Annotated in this window: 19 protein-coding genes, 1 tRNA gene and 2 rRNA genes (1 of these 22 running past the window's edge); 3 read left to right on the top strand and 19 right to left on the bottom strand. The window is 66.0% G+C overall.

Annotated elements, in window-relative coordinates; genetic code table 11:
- The 3 genes from PARN5_RS0104035 to PARN5_RS0104025 all read left to right on the top strand — a co-directional run.
- Positions 1-645: ribosomal RNA gene (locus PARN5_RS0104035) — 23S ribosomal RNA — on the top strand; it begins 2,186 nt to the left of the window's first position.
- Positions 646-731: 86 nt separating this feature from the next.
- Positions 732-846 (top strand): 5S ribosomal RNA (gene rrf, locus PARN5_RS0104030).
- Between the two features lie 58 nt (positions 847-904).
- A tRNA-Met gene (locus tag PARN5_RS0104025) sits at positions 905-981 on the top strand.
- A gap of 137 nt (positions 982-1,118) precedes the next feature.
- Here the strand turns inward: PARN5_RS0104025 and PARN5_RS0104020 are convergent.
- From PARN5_RS0104020 to PARN5_RS0103935, 19 genes are all read right to left on the bottom strand, one after another.
- Complete coding sequence (locus PARN5_RS0104020) at positions 1,119-3,077, bottom strand: DUF262 domain-containing protein (protein ID WP_017998493.1); 1,959 nt, start codon at positions 3,075-3,077, stop codon at positions 1,119-1,121.
- Between the two features lie 112 nt (positions 3,078-3,189).
- Complete coding sequence (locus PARN5_RS25080; protein WP_257791667.1) at positions 3,190-3,321, bottom strand: hypothetical protein; 132 nt, start codon at positions 3,319-3,321, stop codon at positions 3,190-3,192.
- Between the two features lie 22 nt (positions 3,322-3,343).
- Entirely contained in the window at positions 3,344-3,586 is a 243-nt protein-coding gene (locus PARN5_RS23285) for a hypothetical protein (RefSeq protein ID WP_081614986.1), read from the bottom strand.
- The gene (locus PARN5_RS0104010; protein ID WP_017998491.1) at positions 3,586-4,260 is read right to left on the bottom strand and encodes a D-Ala-D-Ala carboxypeptidase family metallohydrolase; all 675 of its coding nucleotides are present in this window, start codon (positions 4,258-4,260) and stop codon (positions 3,586-3,588) included. Before PARN5_RS0104010 ends, PARN5_RS23285 begins: the two co-directional genes overlap by 1 nt.
- 75 nt (positions 4,261-4,335) lie before the next feature.
- Positions 4,336-4,644, bottom strand: a complete 309-nt coding sequence (locus tag PARN5_RS0104005; RefSeq protein WP_017998490.1) for a hypothetical protein — start codon at positions 4,642-4,644, stop codon at positions 4,336-4,338.
- A 33-nt stretch (positions 4,645-4,677) separates the two neighbouring features.
- Positions 4,678-6,600 (bottom strand): DUF2793 domain-containing protein, encoded by a 1,923-nt coding sequence (locus tag PARN5_RS0104000; RefSeq protein ID WP_017998489.1) that lies wholly within the window; start codon positions 6,598-6,600, stop codon positions 4,678-4,680.
- 21 nt (positions 6,601-6,621) lie between these two features.
- On the bottom strand, positions 6,622-10,587 hold the full coding sequence (locus PARN5_RS0103995) for a glycoside hydrolase TIM-barrel-like domain-containing protein (protein ID WP_017998488.1): 3,966 nt from the start codon (positions 10,585-10,587) through the stop codon (positions 6,622-6,624).
- 9 nt (positions 10,588-10,596) lie between these two features.
- Positions 10,597-11,031, bottom strand: coding sequence for an NlpC/P60 family protein (locus tag PARN5_RS0103990; protein ID WP_017998487.1), 435 nt, complete (start codon positions 11,029-11,031; stop codon positions 10,597-10,599).
- On the bottom strand, positions 11,028-11,912 hold the full coding sequence (locus PARN5_RS0103985) for a DUF2163 domain-containing protein (protein ID WP_017998486.1): 885 nt from the start codon (positions 11,910-11,912) through the stop codon (positions 11,028-11,030). Before PARN5_RS0103985 ends, PARN5_RS0103990 begins: the two co-directional genes overlap by 4 nt.
- Positions 11,909-12,535 carry a DUF2460 domain-containing protein gene (locus PARN5_RS0103980; RefSeq protein WP_017998485.1) on the bottom strand — a complete coding sequence of 209 codons (627 nt, stop codon included), beginning with the start codon at positions 12,533-12,535 and terminating at the stop codon, positions 11,909-11,911. The genes PARN5_RS0103985 and PARN5_RS0103980 overlap by 4 nt, the downstream gene beginning before the upstream one ends.
- The gene (locus tag PARN5_RS0103975; RefSeq protein WP_017998484.1) at positions 12,535-14,997 is read right to left on the bottom strand and encodes a phage tail tape measure C-terminal domain-containing protein; all 2,463 of its coding nucleotides are present in this window, start codon (positions 14,995-14,997) and stop codon (positions 12,535-12,537) included. The genes PARN5_RS0103980 and PARN5_RS0103975 overlap by 1 nt, the downstream gene beginning before the upstream one ends.
- The gene (locus PARN5_RS21635; protein WP_017998483.1) at positions 14,990-15,181 is read right to left on the bottom strand and encodes a hypothetical protein; all 192 of its coding nucleotides are present in this window, start codon (positions 15,179-15,181) and stop codon (positions 14,990-14,992) included. The genes PARN5_RS0103975 and PARN5_RS21635 overlap by 8 nt, the downstream gene beginning before the upstream one ends.
- Positions 15,182-15,249: 68 nt before the next feature.
- Positions 15,250-15,657 (bottom strand): hypothetical protein, encoded by a 408-nt coding sequence (locus PARN5_RS0103965; protein WP_017998482.1) that lies wholly within the window; start codon positions 15,655-15,657, stop codon positions 15,250-15,252.
- A 2-nt stretch (positions 15,658-15,659) separates the two neighbouring features.
- Entirely contained in the window at positions 15,660-16,598 is a 939-nt protein-coding gene (locus PARN5_RS0103960) for a phage tail tube protein (RefSeq protein ID WP_017998481.1), read from the bottom strand.
- A 23-nt stretch (positions 16,599-16,621) separates the two neighbouring features.
- A complete protein-coding gene (locus PARN5_RS0103955) occupies positions 16,622-17,044 on the bottom strand; it encodes a hypothetical protein (RefSeq protein WP_017998480.1) in 423 nt (140 codons plus the stop codon).
- An 85-nt stretch (positions 17,045-17,129) separates the two neighbouring features.
- Positions 17,130-18,509, bottom strand: coding sequence for a DUF3825 domain-containing protein (locus PARN5_RS0103950; RefSeq protein ID WP_081614926.1), 1,380 nt, complete (start codon positions 18,507-18,509; stop codon positions 17,130-17,132).
- Positions 18,510-18,722: 213 nt separating this feature from the next.
- Positions 18,723-19,343, bottom strand: a complete 621-nt coding sequence (locus tag PARN5_RS0103945) for a DUF6441 family protein (RefSeq protein WP_017998478.1) — start codon at positions 19,341-19,343, stop codon at positions 18,723-18,725.
- A gap of 4 nt (positions 19,344-19,347) precedes the next feature.
- Positions 19,348-19,662: a hypothetical protein gene (locus tag PARN5_RS0103940; protein ID WP_017998477.1), complete on the bottom strand. Its 315-nt coding sequence runs from the start codon at positions 19,660-19,662 to the stop codon at positions 19,348-19,350.
- 11 nt (positions 19,663-19,673) lie between these two features.
- Entirely contained in the window at positions 19,674-20,699 is a 1,026-nt protein-coding gene (locus PARN5_RS0103935; RefSeq protein WP_017998476.1) for a major capsid protein, read from the bottom strand.
- Positions 20,700-20,746 lie beyond the last annotated feature (47 nt).

Below are 20,746 nucleotides of genomic sequence, written 5' to 3'. Positions count from 1 at the left end.
TTTGACTGGGGCGGTCGCCTCCCAAAGAGTAACGGAGGCGCGCGAAGGTTGGCTCAGAGCGGTCGGAAATCGCTCGTTGAGTGCAATGGCAGAAGCCAGCCTGACTGCAAGACTGACAAGTCGAGCAGAGACGAAAGTCGGCCATAGTGATCCGGTGGTCCCGAGTGGAAGGGCCATCGCTCAACGGATAAAAGGTACGCTGGGGATAACAGGCTGATGATGCCCAAGAGTCCATATCGACGGCATCGTTTGGCACCTCGATGTCGGCTCATCTCATCCTGGGGCTGGAGCAGGTCCCAAGGGTATGGCTGTTCGCCATTTAAAGAGGTACGTGAGCTGGGTTTAGAACGTCGTGAGACAGTTCGGTCCCTATCTGCCGTGGGTGTAGGATACTTGAGAGGAGTTGCCCCTAGTACGAGAGGACCGGGGTGAACGTTCCACTGGTGGACCAGTTGTCGTGCCAACGGCAGTGCTGGGTAGCTATGAACGGACAGGATAAACGCTGAAGGCATCTAAGCGTGAAGCCCCCCTCAAAACAAGGTATCCCTTGAGAGCCGTGGAAGACCACCACGTCGATAGGCCGGAGATGTAAGCGCAGCAATGCGTTCAGTTGACCGGTACTAATGGCTCGATTGGCTTGATTTGATCCGGAAGAAGACAGACCTTCTTCCAAAAGCATCCTTGGACAACCCATCCCGCAAGGGATGACGCCGATCTCGCTCCTTTTCCGGTCTGGTGGCCAAAGCACGAGCAAAACACCCGATCCCATCCCGAACTCGGCCGTTAAGTGCCGTCGCGCCAATGGTACTGCGTCAATAGACGTGGGAGAGTAGGTCACCGCCAGACCTGAAAAGAAGCGAGAGATCTCTCAAAACGATAACGCGCTCGCAAAAAGCGCAAATGGCGCGGGGTAGAGCAGCCCGGTAGCTCGTCAGGCTCATAACCTGAAGGTCGTAGGTTCAAATCCTACCCCCGCAACCAAGATCCTGCAAGATATCAAATAGATAGAGCCCGACGTAAACCGTCGGGTTTTTGCTTTTGATATTCTTGTCAACACCTGGTCAACATTCGACCAGTCCCCCTGAAAAGCGGTGCCTGCAGCGTTCCGTCCCATGTCGCTACTCCGCCGCAAGGCCGGTGTTCGGCGCACTGAGTCCCTCGACGTAGGACTTGAAGGCCGCGGTCGATGTGAAGCACCGAAACCCTGTGGCGCTGGCCATCGAAATGAGCTCCGCGCTTTCGCCCAGCAGGACCGCCACCGGCTCCGTCAGTTCTTCCTGAACTCCACTCGGCCAGACCAGATCGAAGATGGCACGCTGTTCTCCCGTCTCTGGGTCGACGAAGTCATACGCCATCTGACCCTGCGCAAGCCCCTGGGCTGCCACCCAAGCATTGAGGGCTTCCAGTTCCTTCGCTTCATCTTCGCTCGCGATGCCGCCCAGAAGCACCCGATCCGTGATCCTGGCTGCCCGAGAACCATCAAGCCATGGCGTGTCGTCGTGCAGCAGGGATGCGAGGCACGCGTTCGTGGCTTCGGCGAGCAATGCTTTGCGAGCTTCCATGAAGTCGCGGTAGTTCTCGATCCGCCAAAGCGCAGGGTCATCGGGGATCCACTGCGAATGCAGCGCGCCGGGGTGTGCGGCCTCGATCTCGGGGAAGTAATCCTCTGGTCGGCGGTCCGAGATCGCGAGGTTCGTGTCCTTCGTCAGGAAACAGAAGTTCGCCAGGGCGTTCACTTCCGCCCGTGCGTAGTTCGCCTCGTACAGCCGCGCGCGTGGGAAGATGTGGTGGACTTCGAGACGGCTCATCTTGCCAAGAAGGTTGTTCTTCAACGGCAGGCCAGTGCCCCAGTCCCGTGCCTCCGTCATGCGGGTGAGCATGTACAGCACCGGATAGAACCGCGCTCCGACACTCCACGAGTGGAAGTGACCAGGTTCGACCCGCAGTCCGCCCTGTGCCAACCGCAGTTCGCCGATCAGCTTGTCCAGATCCCCGCCGCTCTGCTCGAGGATCCCGAGGTCCTTGTCGATGAAGCTCTCGACCGATCCCGAAAAGCGCCCCCACATCCCCGTCTGGACGAACCAGAAGAGCAGTTTGTCGCGAGTCTTCGCATCGAGATGGCCGCCCTTGCTGTCCAGATAGCGAACCATGACCGGGACGGCGAACTTGGAGAATAGCACGCGGTCGTGGTCAAGACCCAGCCGCCCGCCAATCATGTTCAGCGCAGTGTCGATGTGCTTGACTGCACGCTTCAGGGCGCTGGCGATTTCGTCAGCGCCTTGCGAGTGGAGATAGAGGAACTTTGCCTCGCCCGTCAGAACTGTGTTCACCGACCGCAACAGCCAATCGAGGGTGAAGTCGTAGCCCTCGGAGCGCCAGCGCGCGATGCTGGTTTTCATCGTGTCGCGCGCTTCGGGCCAATCCGCGCAAATCTTGGCGAGCGCTAGATCGCCCTTCGACAGCTTGGTTCCGCCGCTGTTCACTCTATTGAAGATGTCTACCACCACGTCGAGCGTCTTGTCGGCACCGGTGACCTCCTCAATGTGGAACGCCTTGTCGCGGATCCCGAGAAGCTGGTTCAAACGGCCGACATACTCACCGATCTTCGGAAGATTCTCCGGGTTCTGGCTGAGCGTGGTTAGAAACGCACCGATGCCAGCATTCCCCTTCTGCATGACCTCGGTAACGTCGATCCAGAGCGGATCGTCCCGCATCTTGATCGGTTGGTAAAACTCGAAGTCTTCGCTGGCGAGGTTGAACCTCAGATCCGTGAACGCCTTTGCGTTTCCATCGAAAAAGCGAGGGGGTTTTCCCCGGATCACACCATAGAGCGAGGTGATGCGCTGTTGGCCGTCCAGGAGGAGCTTGACGACCCCTGGTGCAAGCTTGCCGTCGCCGCGATGCGTGGCCGTGGACGCGTCCGTCGCCCATACCAGAAGGCTCCCGACAGGATGCCCGCGATACAGCGACTGGAAAAGTCCTCGAACCTGTTCTCGTCCCCAGACATACCCACGCTGGAATTCCGGCAGCGCCATGTGGCCATTGTCGATGTAATCGAGGATCGAGGAAATCTGCATCAAACGCCCAGCGAACGGTTAAACCTATCGCCTAGGATGACCCAGAGCCCATCGTCGTCGCAAGAGGGGAAGCGCCAGAATCTCGAACCCATTTCGGTGCGTGGGTTAATCATTACCTGCATGCCCGCGCCTGATCGCGCATCACGGCGTAGTCGCTGAGCATCCGGACGACGACGGCCCCTTCCGACAGAGCTTCCACCTCGTCGGCGGCGCGGGCCTGATCGGCGGCCGTGTAGTCGACCACGGGTGGGCAGGGCGCGTGGGCTTCAGAACCTGCCATCGCGCAGCCGGTCAGCCAAAGCATCACGATCAGGAGGGCGGCGGGCGGCGGCGTCGAGCATCTGGCGGTGGACGGCATCGTTTCTCTCTCTTGCATCAAGGCGTTCGGCGGCACGCCCGGCGCGTTCACCGGCACGGCGCAGGTTCATCAGGAACAGCAGGATCGCTGCTACGGTGAGGATGAGGCCCAGCGCTTTTCGCGCCGGGCCATGGGTGAGGAGCCAGCCGATCACCGCTGGCCCCGCTTCCAGTCATCGAGCCGGGCGTGAATGGTGATGGCGATGCCGATCAGCGCGATGGCGATCAGCACCCAGCGCAGCGTATCGAGGTAGGGCACCAGCGGCTGGATCGTGGACTGGGTTTCCGCAAGGACGCCCCTCACAGCCTCCACCCCGGCCGCGCCCACGGTGGCCGCCCCAGCCGCGCCGCCACCGCGCAGCGTGCGGCTTTCCGACAAGACTTCCCGCGCGGGCGGCAGTTCCGGGGCGAAGGGCACGGGCCGCGCCGGGAAGGGATCGCCCCAGGACCGGGCGGGCCCGAGGTCGATGTGGATGAAGCCCGAACGCGGATAGGTGCCGAACCCGAGGAAACCGACGGCTCGGGCAGCATCGGCGAATGCCACCGGATCGTGGTTCGCCATGGCGATGTCGAAGGCCGTGCCCTGCATGTGCTTCGAGGCGGGGGCTCCGCCGACGGCCCGGTTGTGCTCCGGGCTGCGATAGGCAGAGCGGATGATCAGCGGCTTGCCGAGGCGGTCGCGCAGGTCCTGCAGCTTGTCCATGGCCTCGGTGTTGATCTTGATCGCGCCGGTGCCGCGGCAGGCGATCTCGGCGGCCGAGAAGTTCAGCCAGCGCCAGGCACTGGCGGGCACATCGCGCCAGTGGGGGTAGGACAGGGTCGGCATGGTGGATCCTCCAGATGAAAAAACCCGCCTCTGGGGCGGGTTGGTGGTGGTCGTTGTGGTGTGGTCGCCAGGCGGTCAGTCTGATCGGCCGCGCTGGAATGCGTCGAAGAGCATGTCCCGCATCGAGCGGATGTCGGTCTCGATCCGGTCGAGGCGGTCGCCATCGACCTTGCGATCTTCGCTGCGCTGCTTGTCGGTGCGGTCGCGTTCGGTAATGAGTTCCCGGTCGAGCCGGTCCAGCAGGGCCTCGTTGGTGAAGGCCTTGCGCGTGATCGCCGCGATCAGGGCCATGGTGCCGCCGATCAGGGCAGTCAGCGCGGCGGTGATCCCGTGGTCCCGAAAGGCCCGCGCGACCGCGTCGGCGAGAGTGGTCTGGTCGTTCATGGTGGTCCTTTCATTGCCGCGAGCTGCGGTCGGTCAGAAATCGGTTTCAAGGTAGACCCCGGCGCAGTCGTAGGCGACGGCGGCGGCTGTCGCCCCGGTGTTCAGGAACAGCCGCGGCGACAGGAACTGCGTCGCGGCGGGCAGGTCTGCGGTGATCTCCTGCTCGAAGACGGCGCCTGAGACCTCGTCCACCACCCGCACCCAGACGGATGCCCCGTTCGGCGGAGCCGCGATGAACAGGGTGAGCACGCCGCCGGTGGCGATACCGAAGGACGCGCCCATGTCGGTCAGCGTCGGCGCGCCAGTGCCGTCGTTGGCCACGAGTTGCCAACGGGTGTGCGTCCCGCGCTGGAAGCCGATGCCGATGCAGTTGATGGCCGCGGCAAGCGTCAGCGTGGTGGCGAGCGCGGCGGTAGAGCCGTAGAGGCCGAAGAACCCCATCCCGGTCGCCTGCAGCGTTGTCAGCGAAATCCGCGTGACAAAAGTCCATCCGCCGAGGCCCGCTGCGTTGCCGCGCCAGCAGGCCCAGCCTGCGGATCGCTGGTCGGCGACCGAGTCCACGACGGCCGCCGAGGTCAGGCGCCAGCGCCGCATCGAGGCGGCCAGGTTCGTTGCGGCCAGCGTCGGGTGCGACACGGTGCCGACCGAGGTGATCGGCAGGCCCTCGGTCGTGATCGTGGTGCTGACCGAGGGCGACCAGTTGGCGATCCGGTTCACCCCGAAATGCGGCTGCAGGGGGAAGTCCCGGCCAGAGGGGCGCATCACGTCGATCCACGGCGCCCCGGCGCGGCTGCGCGCGTACACAGCGGCTTTGCCTGCGGGCGGCGGAGTCGGCGCGGCCGAGAGCCCCGGCAGGATTGTCGGCTGCGGCAGTTCCACCTGGCCGTTGGTCCGGTCGATGCGGATCGCGTCGAAGAAGGCCGAGCCATCCGGGCTGACCTTGAAGCTGAAGTCATCGTTGCCGAGCAACCCGATGAGGGCGCGGGCCGAGAAGCCGGTCTTGAAGGCGATGGCCGCGTCATTCCCAGCCGCAGCCTTGTTCACCGTCGCTTCGATCCCCGCGCCCGCATTGTTCAGCAGCACCGCAGGCGTGTTGACCGAAACCCGGTTGTAACTGTCCGCTGTGGCCCCGCCGAGGCCGAGCAGCTGCGCGGTCAGGTTCGCCTGGGGCATGCCGACCTGCGTCACGGCATTCGCAAAGGTCACCGTCGGCGTGTTGATGACGGTCGTGCCGCCCGCGCCACCGGTGGCCGAGCCGATGTTCACGACCGTCGTCGACCCGGACGCGCCGCCGGTCCCGATGTTCACCGTCTTGGTCACGCCGGTCGTCGTGGCTCCGGTGCCCATACCATAGGTGGCGGTGGTCGTCGCCGTGCCGATCGAGGCACTGGCCGCAGTCACCGTCACGGTCCCGGACGCCGTCAGCGTCCCCGAGAAGGTCTTGTTGCCGGTGAAGGTCTGCGTGCCCGCTAGGATCGCCAGTTCGGACGAGGTGTTGGGCAGCGTGAAACTGCGCGTCGTTCCGGCGCTGATGCCCGCCAGCGAGAAGGTGGCCTTCTTCGTCGGGTCCGCATCGTTCACGAGGCTGAACACGGCGTCCGAGACGTCGCGCGGCTCGCCCACCACTTCCCAGGCTGCACCGGTCCAGACGAGGAACAGGCCTTCCGCCGCGACCCACACCAGCCAGCCGGTGCGCGGCACCAGCCGGATCCAAGCGCCGTCCACCCAGAAGGCGATGTTCAGATCCCATCCGGCCCAGAGGCCGGTGGCGCCCGAGGCCACGACGTGCCGGTTCCCATCTGCGGGGCTGGCCGGGGGCGCGGTGCGCGTGCGGTCCAGGACCGAGAGCTGAACCATCGCGTCGAGCAGGCGCAGCGCCTCGTTATGCGTGACGTGCTTCTGCGCCTGCGCCGCCAGAAGATAGGGCAGGCCCAGATGGGTCGTGGTGTCGGACATGGGGGTTCCCGTGGGTTGGGATCAGAATTGCAGCGTGACGGCCGCGGGCGTGCCGCGGCCGAGGCGGTTCGAGAGCTGGTAGATGCGGAGCGCCAGTGTCTGGCCGGGCCCGAGCGGTGCGCCCCAATCGGCGGTCTGCTGGGCGGCGGTGTAGAGGACAGAAGCTATGCCGCTGGTCAGCGTACGCTTCACGCTCGTGCCGTCGAGGATCTGCACATCGTAGCTTTCCAGATCCTCGGCCAGCGGCACTTCGACCTGTTCCCAGGCATCCGCGACCAGCGCGCGCGACCGCCGCGTCCAGCGGATCGTCAGATCGCCCGGGGCGCGCGCTGTACGCCACGGCTGTTCGACATGGACCGGGGAGAAGGGCACAAGACCCCGCCCGGTCGGGGTGAAGCCCAGCGCGGCATAGCTCGCATCACTGACCGCACGCGCGGCCGGGCCGACCCGCCAGTTCCAAGGCAGGTCGAGGTCAGCCTCGGCGATGGGTAGCGAGGCCAATGTCGTATCCAGTACAACGACCCGCGCACCAGCCGGGGCCGGATTTCCCATCGCGTGTTCCGTCCCGCGCTGCCCGCGCAGGAGCCGGGTCAGCAGGTAGCGACCGGGGGCGATCAGTTCAGACGCGCCCGCCTGGATGATCTCCCACTGGCCAGCGGCGCTCTCGACCGCCAGCGCATTTGCCCCGCCGAACAGCGCGACGTCTGTCACGCCTTCCAGCGTTCCGGACAGGAGATCGACGACAAGCGCGTTGCCAAGATCGAAGCGCGAGGTCGGCCCCGGAAAGAAGTCGAAGGCCAGCGTCCCGATCCGCGACCGACTGCCGAATGAGGTCAACAACGTGAACCCATCCGTCGAGGCGCTGCGGAACACGGCGATCTCGCCGGGCCAGGGGCTGGCATGGGCTGCGATCAAGGGTCGATGCGCGGCCTCGTTCTCGTTGATCTGCGGCAAATCCAGCATCACCACCTCGGGCGTGCCGAAGACGACCGGGCTGGCGAGCGAGGCCGGGCGGGGATCGCCGGGCGGCAGATCATAGGCTGCGCGGTCCTGGCGGACGGCCTCGATGCCGCGCGCCTCGGCATCGGCGACGGAGACGAGGCGGAAATCGACCTCGCGACCATCATGGACCAGCCGGATCACGTCGGCAGGGTCCAGCGCCAAACGCGAGGGTGGAAGGCGAAAAGTGGCGCTTTCCCGGCCGATCCAGGCTTCCATCAGCGCGCGACGGCAGCGGCGTTCTGCCTCCTCCGGCGGGATCGCCATCGGGAAGGACTCGGACGCGATGCGGCTGGTGTCGACAGTGATGCGCCGTGACTCGACCAGCGCCGCGTCATAGTCCTCGTCCGCCCGGGCGACCTGCCACTTCAGGGACTGGGGCAGTTCGGTCTCCTGCGCGCGGACCAGTTCCAGCGCCTCGCCCTCCCTTCTGGCGACCAGATCATCCACCGCAAGGGTGAGGCTGGATGCCCGACCGCGCATGACGAAGCGGATCATGCCCTCGGTCTCGATGGCGTCGAACCCGAAATGCCGGGCCAGCGTGGAAATTGACGCGCGGGGGCTTTCCAGCGCGCCGATCACATAGCCCTCGACCGCGCCCCAGAGGCCAGAGACGTCGATGAGGTCTTCCGCCAACCCCGCACGCAGGCAAAGGTGGCGCACCAGCGCGGCGAGCGACACAGCGCCCAGCCGTCCGGTCAGCCAATGCCCGAGCCGCCAGTTCGGCCCGTCCGTCCAAACCCCGGTCAGTTCGGGGAAGAAGGGATAGGGGCGCGCGTCCCAGGTCCAGGCCGCGCATTCGGGGACATGGACCATCCTGCCACCATAGACGGATGAGGTCGGGTTGTTCGCGCCCTGACCCCACCAGAGATAGCTGGCCTCAAGATAGGCGCGTTGGATGGCATCGTCGCGCCAGCCGCGCGAGAAGTAGGGCGTGAAACTCTCGGACGACTTCGGGTCGAAGAAGACATTCGGCTGGTTCGTGCCCCGGTGGATGGCGGGGCAACCAAGCTCGGTAAACCAGACCGGTTTCGACTGCGGCACCCATGCCGTGGGCGTGCCGCTTTCCAGCCCGCCCGGCCGGTTGAAATGCGGGTTCGACCACCAGGCCCGCAGATCCTTGTACCGAAACACCCACGGCTTGCCCGCGGCTCCATCCGTGATGGGGGTCCGGATTTGCGCCGACCGCTCGGCGGCGCTGGCGTAGAACCAGTCGAAGCCCTCGCCCCCCGCGATGTTGGATTGCAGATAAGCGCGGTCATAGATCGCGGGCCAGCCTTGCAGTGCATCGGCATGGTCGAACCCGTCGCGCCAGTCGGAGAGCGGCATGTAGTTGTCGATGCCGATGAAATCGATGTTGGCATCGGACCAGAGGGGGTCGAGGTGGAAGAACACGTCCCCGGTCCCGTCGCCCGGCTGGTGACCGAAGTATTCCGACCAGTCCGAAGCATAGCCCACCTTGGTGCCAGCCCCGAGGATCGCCTTCACATCCGCCGCCAGCGCCTTGAACGTCGTCACGGCCGGATAGGCGCTGGCGCTGGAGCGGATCGTCGTCAGCCCGCGCATCTCGCTGCCGATCAGGAAGGCATCGACGCCACCCGCCACGGCACAGAGATGGGCGTAGTGCAGGATCATCCGGCGCAGGCCCCAATCGCTCGTGGGACCGGTCCAGCTGACGCTGTCGCCCGACACCGCGAACTGCGCCGGTGTGGCCGCGCCGAAGAAGCTGGAGACCTGTGTCGCCGCGGCGGCGGTCTTGTCGGCCGTCCCGGCATAGCCTGCCGCCGGGGAACAGGTAATCCGGCCCCGCCACGGGAAGCTGGGCTGGCCAAGCGTTGCGGCATTCGCGCTGTACGGGTTCGGCAGCATGTTGCCGGGCGGGACGTCCATCAGCAGGAAGGGATAGAACGTCACCCGCAGTCCGCGCGCCTTCATCTCCCGGATCGCCTGCACGACCGCGAAATCCGCAGGCGTGCCGCCGTAGACGGGTCGGTCCTCGGCATCTCGGCTGACCAGATGGGCATTGGCCCGTGCCACGCCGTTGACCGTCCACACCTTCGGGCTGGTGACCTTGGTCGCCACTTCGACGCCCGGCTTGATGCTGCAGTGTCCCGCCCGCAGGTCATCGCCGAACCAGGCGACGACGAGGCTGACGCTTTCGACGGCCGGGGCCATGGCCTGCAGCCGGTCGAGCGCCACGACGACGTCGGCATCATCGGGCAGCGCGTTCAGGTTCTCGACCGAAGTCGTGCCGCCACTGCCTTTGCGAACAGCCTCGGTCGCATAGGTGAACTCGCCCGAAGCGGGGATCATCGTCACCGCCTTGACCAGCCCCTCGGCTGTGTCGGGACTAGCGAGCGGGCGGAACACCTCGAAGGACAGCTGAGGTAGGCGGTTTCCAAAGGTGGCAAGCGGAAGTTCCTCGAAGACCACATAGGCCGTTCCGCGATAAGCGGGAGTCCTCGCGGCCCCCATCCTGGCCGAGATGAAAGGGTCGGTCCCTTGGGTCGAGTTGCCCCGATACCAGCGCCAGGTGATCCCGGTCATGTCGAGCGGTTTGCCGTCGGCCCAGATGCGGCCGATGCCGGTGATCGGGCCTTCGCAAAGGGCGACCGCGAAGCTGGCATAGTAGAGGTATTCGGTCGTCTGGACCTTGCCGCCGCCACCGCCCTTGCCGCCACCCTGCGTGGTGGTCTTGGTCTCCTCGCGGAAGTCTGTCGCCCAGATGATGTTGCCGCCAATGCGCATGCGGCCGTAAAGACGCGGGATGATTGCGCCTTCGGCGGCCGACGTGATGCGCAGGCTGTCGAGGCGCTGGCCCTCGATCTTCTGGGCAGGCGCCAGCGAGGACACGATCCAGCTGTCAACCACCGAACCAATGGTTGAACCGATGAAGCCACCGATGGCTGCGCCTGAAAAGCCGAGGATCGCGCCGCCGAAAGCCCCGCCGATGGCGGAACCGACAGCGCCGAGGACAAGGGTGGCCATTGTGAAAACTCATCGTGCAGGGAACAGGAAGGCAAAGGCGATGCGACGTCGCCATGTTGGGGTCAGCGGTTCCTCGATCACGCCCAACCGTTCATAGGCGTGAAGGAAGGTGTCGGGGCTGGTCAGGATGCCGACATGCTTGGCGATAGCGCGCGGCATCATCCGGAACAGGATCAGCGCACCCGGCGGGGCGTCAGCCGTTGCAATCTCGGGCATCATCACCCGCGCCCCATCGGCCAGAACCTCGCGCGGCCCGGTCTCGCCCCAGTCCCGGCTATAGGGCGGGATCGGGAACGGCTCCGGCCCTACAACTTCGCGCCAGACACCGCGCGCGAGGCCGAGGCAATCGCATCCGACCCCGCGCAGACTGGCCTGGTCGTGGTAGGGCGTGCCAAGCCAGGAGCGCGCGACGGCGATGACAAGGGCGGGATCGGCGGTCTTCACAACACCGCCCCCTCGTGCCCACCGTCCTTCGTCGCATAGCGTAGGACCGCGTCTTGACCTGGGATGTGGGGGAACCCTCGAAAGTTGGCGACATTGGCGAACTTCGTGCCACAGGTCGCGATCCGCTTGTCGCAGCCTGCTCGGACCACGAAGGCATCTGCCGCCGTGATCGGTCGCACTGGCGCTTCCAACAGGGTGAGGATGGCGACGCCACCGACGAGGTCATGCGACAGCACTTCGACCCGCCGCCCCGCATTCACGCCAGTCGACCATTCCACCAGACCGAAGCCGAACCAGCCCGCGGCAAAGGTGCCAAGGCCGGAAGCCGTGAAGGTCCGGTCGCGCAGCACATCGATCACCGCGCCGGTCCCCCTGAAGGCCGGGGCATCAAGGTGCACCCCGCAGCGCGCATCGCCTAGCGCGGCATCGCAACTGGCCTGAAACGTCCGCCCCACCGTCTGGCCGAGGACGTGGGCGAGGCTGCGCACCTCCGCCACGAAGGCCAGCCGTCCGCGCCGGATCTGGCCGATGGCACCGCGGCGCAAGAGCACGCGCTGCGCGGGGCTGGCCCAGTTCACCCGCCAGACCTCGACAACTGCGGCGTCCCATCGGCCGTCGAGGATGTCGGTCTCGGTGATCCGGTCAGAGGACAGCACGCCTTGGGCATCCTGCGCGTCGACGGACAAATCGGACCCTGACCGCACCTCGGACGCCGTCAGTCCACTTTCGGGTTCGAACTCGGTGCCGTCGAAAGTGAGGGTCCGGTCGTGGTCGGTGAAGCCGAAGGTCACGTCATCGGCCCGGGTGATGCGCCAGCACCAGGCGAGTGTCGTCGTGCCATCATCGAGATGCGCCTGCAGCGCGGGGTTCAGGGACTTCATCTGCGGATTTCCACGAGGGGGATCGAGGTGATCGACCCGAGGCGTTCAAGGTCGAGGGTGACGTCGAGGACATCGGTGTCGAACCGGACGGGGACGTCGAACTCGAACCCCGCGGTGATGGCGACGCCTGCCGCGGGGGCGGTGGTGAAGGTGACGAGGCCGGTCGTGGTCGAAACTGACCAGCCTGAAGCCTGTGGCGTGCCGTTCAGGGCGATGGTCACGGTTCCGGCGACGGGTTTGGCGATGGCCCGCGTCCAGGACTGTGCGCCCGATGTGTAGCGCTTGGTCAGCTGAAACAGAGTGGCTGCCCCGTTCCCTGTTCCGATCGGCTGATTGGCTGGCCCCGGCGTCTGCGACGGCAGGCAGGATTTGAAGTCGGCCCAGTCCTTGAAACGGAAGCCGTGGAGGCGGCCGTTCCTTGCCTCGAAGAAGGACACGACCGCCGCCAGATCGTCGGCGCGGCGGATGCCATAGGCGACGTCATAGCGGCGGCGGCTGTTGGCCCAGCTGGCGTTGCGCTCCTCGGCCCCGCTTGCCAGTTCGACGATCTGGGTGCGCCGCTCGGGGCCGCCGCGCGCCCCGCGGCTGATGTTGTCCGGAAACCGGACCTCGTGAAACGCCATCACATCCCCCTCCGGCCCAGCGACACGGCGCGGGCGATGTCGCTGGCGACCTGCGTCCGGGATTGCCGGAAGCTCTCGGCGTCACGGGCGTTGATCGTGACGTTGACGGTCGAGGCGCTTGCCTGGCCGTAGCCGGCCGCCTCGCGCCGCGAGAGCACCCGCTCACCGCGTTGCAGAATCGCGGGCACCTCGTCAGGTCGCAGCCCGGCCCAGCCGCCGTTGTGCATGCGCGGCGCGCCTGCAAAGGCCATGGCCGGGACCATCCGGCCGGGGCCCGGGGCACCGACTGGACCGCCCGCATGCAGGATGTTGGCGAAGATCCCGCCCGCGCCGCCCAGCGCGCCGGAAAGGGCATTGGCGATGGGGCCAAGGATGAAGCGCCGCGCAGCAAGCTTGGCCAGATCGGCGATCATGGACGTGACCAGATCGCGGAAGTCGAGTTTGCCGGTCTTCACAAAGTCGCCGATGGCGTTCTCGGCGCTCTGGAAGGCCCCGACCAGCGCGCTGCCGACGTCCCCGCCAATGTCGCGCGCCTTGGCGGCGTAGTCGGCGAGGGCTGCGGTGACGGCCTGCCAGCCGGTGAGGGCCGTGTCCGCGCCCTCGGCCGCTGCCGCCCCGGCGGCGCGCGCGGCCCCGCCCGCACCTTCGGCGGCCGTGGCGGTGTCGGTCAGTCCTGTCGTAAGGGCATCGGCCGCGCCAGTCGCACCCGCCAACGCGGTCTCGGCCTCGGTCCCCGTGCCTGTGACGGCATCCTTCAGGGCCTGCCAGCTGGCCAGCGGCTGACCCGCGGCATCGGCCAACATGCCTGCAGCCTCGCGATAGCCCTCGGCCCGAGCGCGTGCGTCGTCGGCCATGGCACCGAGCCCGAGATCGGGCAGCTCGAGGTAGGTCCGCGACAGCGCTGCCGAGAAGGCATCGGCGGCGGCGGCACCTGCAGCGGTCGCGGCGCCCTCGAAGGGATTGCCGATGCGGCCGAGTTCCACCGGGTCGAGGATACCGATCCTCACGCCACCTTCACCGGTGGCCCATTCCGGCAGCAACGCCAGCGCCGCGTTCAGTGTCTCGATGAAGCTGTTGATGCGGGTGACGACGCCGTTCAGCATCGCTTCGACGCCGGAGATCAGCCCGTTTGCAGCCTGGAAGGCGAAGTCGCCGATGGCGCCGGGCAGACTGCCCCAGATTGCCACCGCCGCATCATAGGCGCCCTGGAAGATCGCCGCTGTCCGGTCGCCGAAGCTGACGACGCCTGCGATGGTGCCCTCGAGTGCCGAGAGACCCGCAGCCTTCAGCCCTTCCCATCCGGCCGCCATGCGGGCGAGTGCGGCGTCCAGCGACAGGCCGATCCGCGACCAGACTTCGCGGGCCAGATCGCCAAGCAAGCTGAAGGCCTCGCCCACCCCGCCGACCCGGGCGACGAGCTGCGAGAACTGATAGACCAGCTCGCCCGCGCCGACGATCAGGGCTCCGATCCCAGTGCGGATGAGGGCACCGCGCAGGAATACCAGCGCGGTGGCCAGGCCGCGCACGGAGAGGGCCGCAGCGGCCATTCCCGCGACCCAGCGCCCGGCCATGACGGCCGCGAAGGTTGCCGCATAGGATGCGAGGCGCCCGAGGTTGCCGATCAACGCGTCGATAGCCGAGCGCAGGATGCCACCGTCGGCCGCGAGGGCCACGAAGGCATTGGCCAGCGCCTCGATGGTCGGGGCGACGGCCACGGCAATCCGATTGCGCAGGCCGTCGAACACGAGGGATACGGTGCCCAGCGCGAGTTGGGTGCGGCGCAATGCTTCCAGGGCATCACTGTCCAGAACCGCGCCAAGGTCCGATGCCTGATCTCCAAGCCGGGCCATCTCGGCTCCACCATTGCGCAGAAGCGGTAGGAGGCGGGTGGCGTCCGAGGCCATGGCCTCCAGATAGAAGGTCATCTCCTGCTGGCTGAGACCGGCGCGTTCCAGCGTGTCGACGTAAAGCTGCAGCGCCTCTGGCCCCGAGAGCCGCGCGAACTGGTCGGCGGTGACACCGACGCGCGGGGCGACGTTCTCGAAGAAGTCGGCCATCGGTCCGCCGCCGGTCTGCAGGAAATCCCCGACCCGGTCGTTCACGTCCTTCAGGATATCGGCGAGCTTCTCCTGCTCGATGCCAACCGTCCGCGCGCCAGCCGACCAGCGCTGCAGGGCCTCGGGTGTGGCATTGGCAACCTGCGCGAACTGCCGGATCTGGGCGGCGCTCTCGGCTGTAGAGCGGACGATTAGCCCAAGCGATGCCGTGGCAGCGGCAGCAGCGGCCCCGAGCGCCAGGCCCGCCCGGCGCGCAAAGGCGGCCAGACGGGTGTTCGCCAGTTCCATTTCGCGCGACAGGCGGCCAAAGCCGCGGGCCCCAGCCTCACCGACACCCTCCAGTTCGGCGCGCACGCGACGTCCGCCCTCCGCCACAAGGCGGACGGAGACTTTCTTCTCAGCCATTCCGGCGTCCTTCCATCTGCTCGTTCAGCTTGCGCACCATCACTGCCTCGATCTCGGGCAGCAGTTCGGCGGCGATCAGGGGCGGGATGCCCAGCGCCTGCGCCAGTGACAGCGCGGCGCCCATGTCCCATCCGATGACGGCCCCCGGCGCGATGCGCAGCTGGCCGCCGAGGCGCTGGGTCAAGTCCCAGACCTGCCAGCCCTCGACCGTCTGCGGCCGGTTCAGTCTTGCGGGGCAGTCCGGGCAGGGGCCTATGCAGGCCGCGCAATAGCCGTCGCCCCCGCCGAAGGACCAGTCGGCGAGGGCGCGGAGGCGTTTTTTTCCGCATCCAGCATCAGACCGCGGGCGACGTATTGCGCCTGGAAGGCCTCGAAGACGGGCCAGATTTCCAGGAGGGCATCGATCCCGGCCGGGCTGACCGGCACGAGGTTGCCGTCATCATCGCCGACGCCTTCCCATTCCAGCACCGCGCGGCGCGCGACAGCCTTGGCCATGGCCAGCGCCATGTCCTCCTGGCTGGAGGTTTCCGACAGGCCGTCGATGACGGGATCGGCGCGGGCCGAGACCATCAGCGCGGTGGTCAGGGGCGCCACAAGGACGCGCAAGCCGGGCAGCAGGTCCAGCCATTCGGGGCGGTTCGAAAGGTTCAGGCGGATCATGATCAGTATCCCGTGACGGTGTTGACGAGGACGGCGGTGCACATGCGGGTGGGGCTGGTAGCCTTCGCGGCCTGCCAGTCGAAGGTCGCCTGGATGCCCTGGGGCCCGGGGATTTCGATCCGCGGGACCGGCAGGTAGACGGCATGGGCCGTGAAGGTGAAACTGGCGTTGGCCCCGAGACTGTAGGCGAACTCGAGCTCGCAGGGCGTGCCGTCGATGGCTTGCGTCACCAGCGCCGAGTCCGCGAAGCGCACCTCGATCCGGCCGGTCAGGGCGGCCATGCCGGGATCGGCGCCTTCGATCTTGCCGTCGTTGCGGATGGTCTCGATCCGGTCGAGGCCGTTGGCATAGGTGATCTCGGCCGAGACGACGTTGCCCAAGGCGGTGCCGTGGCGTTTCACCACCCCGTTGAAATGGCCGAAGCGCTGCAGGCCCAGCGCAGTCGGGGAGCCTGCGGCGGTGGTGGCCGCAATCGCCTCGCCTTGGGCGATCAGCCGTGCCGTTGCCGTCAAGAGGCCCGACCTGCTCATCTGCCAGGACAGCTGGTCCATGACGCACCCCGCATACATCGCGAACCGCGGCACTTCGGGCATGGCCACTTCGATGGCCATGCTCGGCAGTGTCCAGTTCCCTGACTGGAAGGTGTGGGTCTTGGGCGTGGTCCCCGTCGTGGTCGGGGCGCCGAAGGCCGCCTTGAGCCAAAATCCGAGGGCCTCGACATCGATCGGCACCACCACCTCGCCATCGGCGGTGACGGCGTCCTTGATCGGGGCTAGTGGATCTCGGCCATATCCGAGCAATTCCGAATTCAGCAGGGGCTGCTCTGCGCCCAGTGTGGTGCGGGCGAAAGGCATCAGCCGATAGCCGCTGACAGGCGGGGTGCCGTAGACGGTTTCGAACGCAAGCGCCATCTGCGCCCGCGCGCCGTGTGCGCGTGCCATGTGGGTCTCCTATGTGAGGGGTGTCAGGCCAGAGGGCCGGTTGTGGTGTAGTGCAGAACGACGGTGATCACCGCAGCCTTCAGGGCCGCGGCCCCCTCGACGGGCAGGTCGACCGAGGCCGGGGCCTCCGGTTCGACCCAGTCGCAATGGCCGCCGAGCGTCCGGTCGGCCTCCAGCGCTGCGCCGATGGCGGCGGTCAGGTCGTCGAAGGCGCTGGCCCGGGCGGTGCCCGCCTGGACGACGACCTCCAGTTCTGCCCGGTGCTGGTAGTGGTAGCGCAGGGGCGACAGCGTCACCTCCGGCTCGCCCGGCTGGCCGTCGCGCAGGATGAGCAGCCCGGCCGCGGGGATCCGCTCGGGCAGCACCTCGTCACGCAGGGTGAGGGCGGCAAGTGGCCGCAGCCGCGCGTGCAGCGCGGCGAGGACGGTTTCGCGGGCGGTGGGCATTGTCCTGTACGGCGATAGATTTGCGAGGTCGTTTTCTGGGGTCTTGGCGAGGAAGTAGTTTCCCCCAGACCGACCTGAACGAGGCTTACGTTCCCAGAATCCTCTCGGGATCAAGCCAGTCACTGATTGGCTTCGCTACGAGGCGGGCGTTCCGGTATGCATAGGCGAGGGGATAAATCGTGTAGCCCTGATACCTCAACTTTCCATCCACCCTGATGCTTTGAACAACCAGGGCTGCATCGACCTTGGTGTCGTCCGACAAAGAGATTGGCAGGAGGAAGCTCATCAGGTTGTGCTTTGGGTAATACTGCGGAACAACAGCACGGTAGTTCCAGCTGACGCGTTTGCGCGCCAGCAGAATGGCGTCTTTAAGCCTGTTCCTCAACCGCCGATACATCGCATCGTTTTGGTTTAAGCGGTCGGCAATACCTGCCAAATATGACTCTCGATTTGCTAGGTACTCCTGCAGCGAGAACCCGCCTGCGTAGGTGTCAAGGAAATCATGCGGGTACCTGTCGCGTCGGATACCATCGAGCACAATGTGATCGAGATCCTCGTCGAATGGCGCCTCCGCGTCGAAGTAGAGGTCATCGATGTTCGCGAAATAGCTTGCGGCCTTCGGTAGCGGCTCGAATGTCCGCGCAAGCAACTTCCCTTCCTCTCCTTGTCCACTCACGCAGAACGATCGCCACTTCCATGGAGGAGTTGCACGGCCATTCTTCTCAAAAAGTGCATAGATCGGTTCATAGAACCGGTCGACCAAACCCGTGTTGAATGTCGCGAACCGATCACCGGTGATGACCTTGCCCTCGTGTCTCAGCCGGGTGAATGTGAATTTGATGTAGTTCCGCAGGATGCCAAAGTCATCGAACTCTTCGGCGGGGCTTTCCCTGTACCGCCAGTCTTCGGTTAGCGCGAGCGATGCCAAATCGCTGATCGCTTTGCTTGTCGTATCTCGGCTGAACAAGGGTATGAACGCCCAGTCGAACAGCTCCTTGGTGTCGTGGTCCAAGGCAGGAATTGGCGCGTCCGTTGCGCCCACCTTCAGAGAAGCGTTCACCGCGCAAGGCCGTTGCTGGCGGTCTTCGCCAAGGTCAAACCAGTAGACCGCCCCCTTTTGGGGGACGGTTCCATCGATTACGCCGTTTCGGTGGATTAGGATGTCCTTGCCCCCAGCGGGGTTAAGGAGGAACCCGTAGTTCTTGTCGGCAAGGAAGAACTTCACCTCCGCAGACAGCCGCGACTCAACGGGTTCACTTGAACCAGCTGAACTTTCTGTCGTCTCGGCGAGCTTGTGCTTCAGTTCGGGGCTGGTACTTGCGCTCGTTGGAAGAGGCACTGCCCTTTCCGTAACCTTTGCCGTAGGATCCCTTTGATCCTGACTTCTCGTACTTGCTTCCGCTGCTCTTGGAGGAGTTTCCGCCGCTTTTCCCAAAGATGCCCATTTGGTCCATTTTCCCAACATCTAACTTCCCTCGTGCATCCCGACCCAGGCGGAACTGCCTGCATACGGACACAGTTTCTCTCTGTCGTATGGCCGTTGCACTCTGTCGTCAGCGGCTAGGAGAAGAGGGTAGTAAGTGCTTTGGGAGTACGGAAGCAGTTCTTGCCTCGTAGCAGTTTGATCCCGAGGTGTCGAGAACCTTTATCGGGGGATGCGACCCGGATTGCCGCCGTATCAAGTGACCCACCCCGCGACGATCCGCCCCGGCACGCCGTCGATGGCCCGCTCGGCATCCCGCGCCAGATCGAGCCGCTTGCGCAGCTTGACCTGCGGCACAAGGAGGAAGATCGGCACAGTGGTCAGCCCGCGGCCGGTCTTCGATCTTGACGCCACCGCGCGGCCCTTGCTGTTCAACCGCCCCTCGGCCACCAGCAGGCTCGGGCCCCGGCGCCGGTAGATGAACCGCAGCCGCAGTCCCGTGCGGCGTTCCCATGCGCCCGGGGTGATGCGGCCTCCGCGGGTGGATTTGCCCGCGGCCGCGGTGGGGATGGCCAGCCAGAACCCGTTGCGCGACCGGATCAGTGGTCCGGCATCGTGCGCCCCGACGATCACCGGGGCATTCGACCAGACCAGCGCCGCGGCGTTCAGGCTCTCGCCACCCTTGGGATAGGTGGCCAGCCGGATCGAATTGCCCAGCCGGGTGCCGAGGCCAGCGCCGGTGATCTGGCCGCGCCAGGCGGATTTGAGGCCCGCGCCCGCCTCGCGCATGGCGGTGGTGACGGCCTTCTCGCCGGCGGCGATTTCCGCCTGCATCATCGCGACGATGTCAGGATCGATGGTGAGCTTCAGTTTCATCGGATCACGCCGGGCGCAGATCGAGGGTCCAGATCAGCCGTTCCCGGTCGCGCAGCGGTTCCCCCTGGATCACATGGCTGTCGGCACCGATGACGATCAGATCGCCCGGACGCGGGGCGGGCAGGTCAGCCACGCGCACGTCCACAACGGTCGTGTCGCTGACGAAGCGGCCTGCGCCGAAGTCGGTCACGCGATCCGGGGCGCGGCGGATGATGCGGATCGGGCGTTCCTCGGAGGTGGTGGCCGAGATCCAGAGGGCGGGTGCCGCCATGGAGGCATGGGTGAAGATGCGGTCCATGGCGGCGGCAAAGACGAACATGGGTGCGTCCGTCAGTTCGACGTGTGCAGGCGGATCGCCAGCCGCGGCCGCTTGTTCACCGGCAAGATCGAGGCCTCGGTCATCACGTCGATCCAGCGGCCCTTCTCGTCGAGATGCTGGCGGGCATAGAGCGGCAGCCCGATGGTGTTGGCGGTTTCCAGCAGGTTCGCCGGGCCGCCATAGGTGGTGAAGGTGTCCATCGTGCCCAAGGGGAAAGCGATGCCCTCGCTCGCCGGGACCAGCCGTTCGGTGGCCTTCGTCGAGAGGGTGACGGTGCCCGAGTATTCCTCGAAGAGGATTCCGCCGAAGGGGAAGTTGCGCCGCACGTCCTCGCGCAGGGGCTGGGCGCCGGTCGAGGCGTAGAACTTGTAGGCTTCCTCGGTCTTGGGATGCGCGATCAGCTTGTCGAAGAACTCGCGGCTGACCAGCGCATGGACAGAGGTCATGGCCTCGCCGAGGAGGTTGTCCTCGATGGCCCGCAGCACCTCTCGGACCTTGCCCTGGACGTTCGTTCCGGCCGTGCCCAGCACGAAGTCGACCGAGATTTGCGCCAGGCCGAATTCGGTGAAGTAGTTGTAGAGGGTGGTCCCGGCCCCGTCCTTCACGATGCCGCGCAGCGCGTTCATCTCCATGTACTCGCGGGTCTGGGCATGCTTGCGCCGCATCAGCAGCAGCTTGCGGTTCATCACTTCGACGAGGGGATCGGCAGCGTCGAACGCGCCGCCCAGCGCGGGTTGCCCCTGGATGTCGGCAGGCAAGACCACATCATCATGCGGGATCCACGGCAGGGCGAAGGACCGCATGGACCGGCCCTCGCGGGTGCCGACGGTAGCCGGGCCACCGAGGGGGACGGAGGGCAGGAGGCTCAGGACGCCTTCGTATTGCTCGATGATGACCGAGCGCTGGCTGACCCCCTCGAAGCGGAAGAGGCCGATCTGGGCGAGGCGGGTGTAGAGGTTGGGCAGGATGTTGATGGCCTGCGTCATCTCGGCCAGCGAATAGCCGCCAGCGTCGAAGGGATTGCGGACGAGGGTCATGGTGGGGCTCCGGGGGATGAGAGGATTGGTGCGGCCGGGAGGGCTGC

Origin of the sequence: Paracoccus sp. N5 (assembly GCF_000371965.1) — a bacterium.
In the GTDB taxonomy this organism is placed as follows: domain Bacteria; phylum Pseudomonadota; class Alphaproteobacteria; order Rhodobacterales; family Rhodobacteraceae; genus Paracoccus.
Note: the sequence above shows the minus strand (reverse complement) of the source record. Positions and strands in the feature narration are given on the sequence as shown.